The 6,032-nt window shown below is 37.5% G+C and carries 8 protein-coding genes; all 8 read left to right on the plus strand.

Annotation, left to right across the window (positions count from 1 at the left end; translation table 11 throughout):
• Positions 1-269: 269 nt before the first annotated feature.
• The 8 genes from I6E26_RS10775 (at position 270) to I6E26_RS10810 (ending at position 5,833) form a co-directional block, all read left to right on the plus strand.
• Positions 270-1,469 (plus strand): hypothetical protein, encoded by a 1,200-nt coding sequence (locus I6E26_RS10775; protein WP_235321868.1) that lies wholly within the window; start codon positions 270-272, stop codon positions 1,467-1,469.
• A 2-nt stretch (positions 1,470-1,471) separates the two neighbouring features.
• A complete protein-coding gene (locus I6E26_RS10780; protein ID WP_235321869.1) occupies positions 1,472-1,891 on the plus strand; it encodes a hypothetical protein in 420 nt (139 codons plus the stop codon).
• A 185-nt stretch (positions 1,892-2,076) separates the two neighbouring features.
• Positions 2,077-2,340, plus strand: coding sequence for a hypothetical protein (locus I6E26_RS10785; protein WP_235321870.1), 264 nt, complete (start codon positions 2,077-2,079; stop codon positions 2,338-2,340).
• Positions 2,341-2,662: 322 nt separating this feature from the next.
• Positions 2,663-2,833 (plus strand): hypothetical protein, encoded by a 171-nt coding sequence (locus tag I6E26_RS10790; protein WP_235321871.1) that lies wholly within the window; start codon positions 2,663-2,665, stop codon positions 2,831-2,833.
• Between the two features lie 418 nt (positions 2,834-3,251).
• Positions 3,252-3,428 (plus strand): excisionase, encoded by a 177-nt coding sequence (locus tag I6E26_RS10795; protein ID WP_235321872.1) that lies wholly within the window; start codon positions 3,252-3,254, stop codon positions 3,426-3,428.
• 67 nt (positions 3,429-3,495) lie between these two features.
• Positions 3,496-3,738 (plus strand): excisionase, encoded by a 243-nt coding sequence (locus tag I6E26_RS10800; protein WP_235321873.1) that lies wholly within the window; start codon positions 3,496-3,498, stop codon positions 3,736-3,738.
• Positions 3,707-4,972, plus strand: a complete 1,266-nt coding sequence (locus I6E26_RS11345) for a tyrosine-type recombinase/integrase (protein WP_235321874.1) — start codon at positions 3,707-3,709, stop codon at positions 4,970-4,972. Before I6E26_RS10800 ends, I6E26_RS11345 begins: the two co-directional genes overlap by 32 nt.
• A gap of 366 nt (positions 4,973-5,338) precedes the next feature.
• Positions 5,339-5,833, plus strand: coding sequence for a low molecular weight protein-tyrosine-phosphatase (locus tag I6E26_RS10810; RefSeq protein ID WP_235321875.1), 495 nt, complete (start codon positions 5,339-5,341; stop codon positions 5,831-5,833).
• The last annotated feature ends 199 nt before the right edge of the window (positions 5,834-6,032 follow it).

Below are 6,032 nucleotides of genomic sequence, written 5' to 3' on the forward strand. Positions count from 1 at the left end.
TATATTTTCAGCTGGGGTCGGTGTCATTTTACGTTTTGCCATTTGATATCCATCCTTTTAATTGTTTACCCCATTATGGGGCATAAAATAAATCTGCGCAATTACTTTTTACACAAACTATTTTACACTCCCGATAATAGTGTTATAATAATGCATAAAATAACTATGGTTAGGTAGTATAGTAGTCTTTTAGAAAATTGTATTTGTCTACAATTATTTTGTGGTGTGTGGTTTTATATTATACTTTATTGAAAGGAATGGATAACTTAATGAGTGTTGCTGAATTGCGTAACAAAAGGAATAATCTAAAAACTAAAACAGATGCAATTTTTGATAATATGCAAATTATTATAGATGAAAGCCAAAGAGTAGCTGAGGTCGCCCATAACTCGCGAAGTATTCTAAAAAATTTGGATGAGGAATTTGAAAAACAAACTGGATTGAATAGTACAGATGTAAAGTTTTTGTTTTTTGCAACCGCACTACAGATTGGAAAATGGGTTGTAATCAATAAACTTAATAATGTGATATCAAAAAAAATAGATGGTTCTCGATTAAAAGATAATGATAAAACAATAAAAGATACTGAACGAAAGATTCGTGATGAAATGAAAGAATGTTTTGATGGGAAATGGGATCACAACAAAAGTGAAAAATACCCTTCGTGGCTTGAGATAGTTTATGATGGAGTTCCATTTGACGTATCTATAGGATCACCAAATTTTGGTGTAAACATGGAAGGCGGATATCATAGAGTACATACATTAGGTCACGATCCTATTCTCGGCTGGATTTTTGGAACGATGAATATTATTTCTAGCACCATTACATTAGATGATTTTAGAACTTTTAAGGTGTCTTCTGATCCTAAACCAAAACATTGGGAGTATGAGACAAATGTACTTGATGGTTTTAGAATGGCGATAGAAAGTATAAAGGAAGATGATAAAAGACTACCAGCAGCAGTATTTGCAGAAGCACTTCACTTAGGTTCAGATGTTCTTACTAAAAAAGGATTACCAGTACCTATTTTAGAGACATTTTCACCAGAACTAGCAGGAAAGTTATATAAAAGTAATTATGATTCTTTATGTTTGTTAAAAGATATTGCTGTGGTTGGAACTCAAGCAGTAACTGCAATTCTGATTAATATGATTATTGGTTTAGTGCATGGATTGTATTATGATCCTAAAAAGTATTCAAACAGAGATGTATATGAAGTTAAGACCAGAAAAATACTATCATATTCCAACCTTATTTCATCAGCCAGTAATATTATTTGGGTTGGAGGGAATGCAGTTGCTGGTAATGAAGCTGTATGGAAAGATTTAGATATTGCTGGAATAATTGTTACTATGTATAGGTTAATTACAGACACTAAATTTATTCAATCTGTTAAAGAAGAATTTATTTTTGGTGGATTTAAAAATATGATAAAAGGTGAGTCGTTATCATTGCAGGAGGTATGATTATGGGATTTGGTAGATTTATATTCAAAACAGTAGTGCCAGGGGGGCATTTAATTTCAACTATAAAAAATGTGGTTGACGAAGGGAGCATAGTTGATGGCGTAAAGAAGACATATAAACAAGACGTTCAAGAAGACATACCAGGGATTAGTCATATTTATCAATCAGGAAAGACAGATGGAAAAGTTGAAGGATATGCAGAAGCATCGGACGAATATGAGAAAAAGTTAATTTCACAAGCGGAGTTATTCTTAAAGCAAAAGCAGATATTTGAACAAGAGCGTGATGAGTATGAGTCTTTATTGGACGAGTATGAGAAGGAAATTGATAGGCTAGAGAAAGTGGAGAAACTCTCTTCTGATGATACTTTATACCTTCAAAAACTGTTATCTTATGATAGAAAACTGAGAAAACTAGAATGAATTTAATCTTGTCACATTGAATAATCGCTATTATATTTATATTGGTGGTATAATGGGTTCAGCTTTTTTAAGGACATTTTATAAATATATCATTAGCTTTAAGAAATTATTCACTAGAAGAAGGATTTCAGATACTTAGAGAACAGAACTTGATGGAGTTATCCGAAATCAGCAGCAGTCAATCAGTGACCTTAGAGAAGCAGAAGGAACAGCTGATGGAATCGGACAGGCAGTTACAGCAGGCCGAGGAGAAGTACAGTCTGCTATCTGTTCAAATGAGGAGCTTGGAGCAGGAAATGTTAGAACAGCAGAACTCATTGGAGAATGCCAGGATATACTTCGAGGAATTCGCCAGAGAGGAACAATTGAAGAGAGATAAGCTGAAGCGTGAAAAGACAGCAGCATGGATTATAGCCGGTGTGCTTCTGTGTGCATGTATAGCTAAATGACTAATAGGCCTGCTTGGAAGAATTATCTTCTGAGCAGGCTTTTTTTTGCTCAAAATTAATATTAATCTCCAAGGATATATAAAGACAGTTCTAAAATCAAATCGTTCTGTCCTTATATTTTTGAAGCAGTAAACCTACGGGTTCGATTTGATTCCTTTTTTCGCTTATAGGTGAAGATAGCATTATGCTGCTTTCAATAAGGTATCTAAGGAGGGCAAAGTGATGGAAAAACATATAGTGCTAGTTTCAGATAGTTTTCCATTCAAAAAAGAGATTTATGTCATGGGTTTATTAAAAGCATTAAGGGTGTGGAGGCATAAACATGAATGAAAATAAAGGATGCGGAGCTGGTGAGGTTAGAACAGACCTTGGGGTAGCTATCCAGTCTCTGCATAGCGAAATTGAGAACCATAGAGATGCAGAAGAAACAGCTGGAGAAATCGGAGCAGAATTAGTACTGGCCGAGAAGAAGTACAGTCTTCTATTTGGTTAAATGAAGAACTTGGAGAAGGATACCTTTAAACGATACCAGGAGGAATGACAAATGACGGATGAACAGAAAAGGCAGATTGGGTCCTATCGTACTAGAGGTAAAAGCTATAGGCAAATAGCCGAACTGATGAATATGCCAATTAGTACGGTTAAGACATTTTGTAGTCGCAATTTCAAGTCTAAGAGTGGAAGTTTATGTGAGCAGTGTGGTATGCCTGTGGAACAGACCCCTGGCAGAAAGCATAAGCGCTTTTGCACTGATAGGTGCCGGATGAGTTGGTGGAATAGTCATCAGGATTTAGTAAAGCGTAAGGCGAATTACTTCATCACATGCCAGCACTGCGGTAAGAGTTTTATTTCTTACGGCAACAAGCATAGAAAGTACTGTTGCCATGAGTGTTATATAGAGGAGCGATATGATGGATAAGTATACACTGACTATTAAGGAAGCCGGGGCATACTTCGGCATAGGCATTAAGAAGTTGCAGCACCTGGCAGCAGATAATCTGGGAGTCTTTGCTATCAAGAATGGCAACAGGTATCTCATCATTAGACCTAAATTTGAGGAGTACCTTGAAAGCATAGAAGAATTATAGTTTATCTGCCAAAAACTAGTTGAATTATCTTTGGGGTAGAGTGATATATAGTAGCGGAGGTGATGACATGCAGCAAACGCCTTTTTCTGAGAGAGAATATCTTTATACCTATGAAGCTATTGAATATTGGGGGCTGAGTCAACGTAAGTTTTACAAATTTTTAGCAGAAGGCACCTATGACTTCATAGCTTACTATGGAAAAAGAAAACTGATCCTAAGAGGAAAGTTTGAGCGCTATATTTTGAAAAATCATGATATATGGGAGGCATTGAAAAGACGTGGCAAAAAGAGACGTTGTACGGAGGGATAATAAAAACAGAATCCTTCGTGTTGGTGAAAGCCAGCGCAAGGACGACAAATATATGTTTAAATATTATGTTGGTGGTAAACCGTATTTTTTAACAAGCTGGCGATTATTACCGTCAGACAGGCAACCAAAAGGAACAAAGCCTACGCTTTCACTCAGAGAGCTTGAGAAGCAGATAGGAAGGGACTTTGATGCTGGTCTTAATCGTAATCTTCAGAATATGACTGTAAGGGAGTTAGTGGACAGATATTTAGCAACCAAGATTAATGTAAAGCCAAATACCCGTGTAAACTATACTTTTGTAAAAAACCTCATGGAAAAGCAGCCCTTCTACGACAAGAAGATAAAATGCATCAGGGTATCAGACGCTAAACTGTTACTAATAAAGCTTCATGATGAAGGGTGTGGTTCAAGTACAATAAAATCGGTACGAGGAGTTCTTCGCCCTGCTTTTCAGCTGGCAGTAGATGATGACATACTGATTAAAAAACCGTTCAGTTTTATGCTGGCCGATGTTCTTGTCAATGACAGCAAAACCAGGGAGGCAATTTCCAGGAAACAGATGAGAAGCTTCCTTAAGTTTATCAAGGACGACATCTGCTACCGCAAATATTATGAGGTCATCTACATCCTGTTCCATACGGGGATGCGAATATCTGAATTTTGCGGTTTGACCATCCAAGACATAGACTTTGATGCCAGGACCATCAATATAGACAAGCAGCTGCAGAGAATAGGAATGAAGCTGACGGTGGAATCCACAAAGACGAATGCTGGCACAAGGGTTCTCCCAATGAGTGATGGCGTATTAGAAATGTTTAAAAGCATTATTGCAAACAGAAAACCACAGAATAATGAGCAGGTTGTGGAGGGTTACTCTGGCTTCCTATACCTGGACAAGGCTGGACTTCCACTTGTGGCCATGCACTGGCAGCACCGGATGAATCATATGGTAAAACGGTACAATGATATATATAAGGAGCAGATGCCAAACATCACACCGCATGTATGCAGGCATACATATTGCAGCAACATGGCCAAATCGGGAATGAACCCAAAGACTCTGCAGTATCTCATGGGGCATTCGGATATAGGCGTCACCTTGAACACCTATACTCACCTGGGATTACAGGATGCAAAAGATGAGATGGAACGATTGAAGGATGCTCAGAAGGAATTGGATAAGGACAAAGTTAAAGAACTTCCAGCTACCAAAACAAAGTTCAGAATTGTATAAGAAAAAATACTCAACCACCTGTGATGTAGCAGGTGGTTTTTCTTTGTCTGCTATGGTATGATAATCTATAGATGTGGTTTCGCATTATGGCAACGATGAAACCGTGGTTTCATCGTTAGTATGTGAAGTGTTTTCAATATTTAGCAAGCTCAACTGGTTTCAAAAAAGCTTAAAATGTGAAACCAGCTGAGTATATTCATGCAGGAGTTCGTCTACTATTCGTCTACTATTTTTAGTTACACAATGCGCTTATTTGCGTTTAATTGGCGAATATGTACAAATTGGCTGAGATTTTGATGATTTTGGAAATGGCGTAAATAAGCGTATAACAGGGCACTTTGAGGCATTGCAGGAAGGAAAATTCATATGATTAAGATATTATTTATCTGCCACGGCAATATTTGCCGTTCTACAATGGCGGAGTTTGTTATGAAGGATTTGGTTAGGAAGGCTGGTCGGGAGAAGGAGTTTGAATTTGCTTCTGCGGCTACCAGTCGTGAGGAGATTGGTCATGATATTCATCATGGTACCAAGGCCATATTACAGGCTAAGGGGATTCCTTTTGCTAGCCGTCAGGCTGTGCAGATGACCAAGAACGATTATCGTTATTACGATTTAATTGTAGCTATGGATAAGGAAAATCTGTGGGGCATTAGCAGGATTATTGATTTTGACAGAGATAACAAAGTGAAACTTTTGCTATTCTATGCTGGTGAGTCTGCTGGAGAGGTAGCAGATCCTTGGTACACTGGGGATTTTGAAGCAACCTATAGAGATGTTTTGGCAGGCTGTCAGGGCATCTTGGACAGCTATCCTCCTATTGAGGAGAATACCCGTAAGGATGATAATCTAAATGAGTAATTCAACTCTAGTACAGAAATAAAAAAATATGGGATGCGAGGAAAGCTCAAAGAGGATATTTGCTTTTTCTGTCGAATACATAATATGGCAAATGAAGAATTTTTTATAAACTCAAACTTCCCACAAAGAAAATCCTCACGGCTCCTTGAAAACTGTATATTTCAAAAGATAAATTTCTCAATTAGCTTGCAATAAGCGT

The organism is Anaerovibrio lipolyticus (assembly GCF_021531495.1).
Lineage (GTDB): Bacteria > Bacillota > Negativicutes > Selenomonadales > Selenomonadaceae > Anaerovibrio.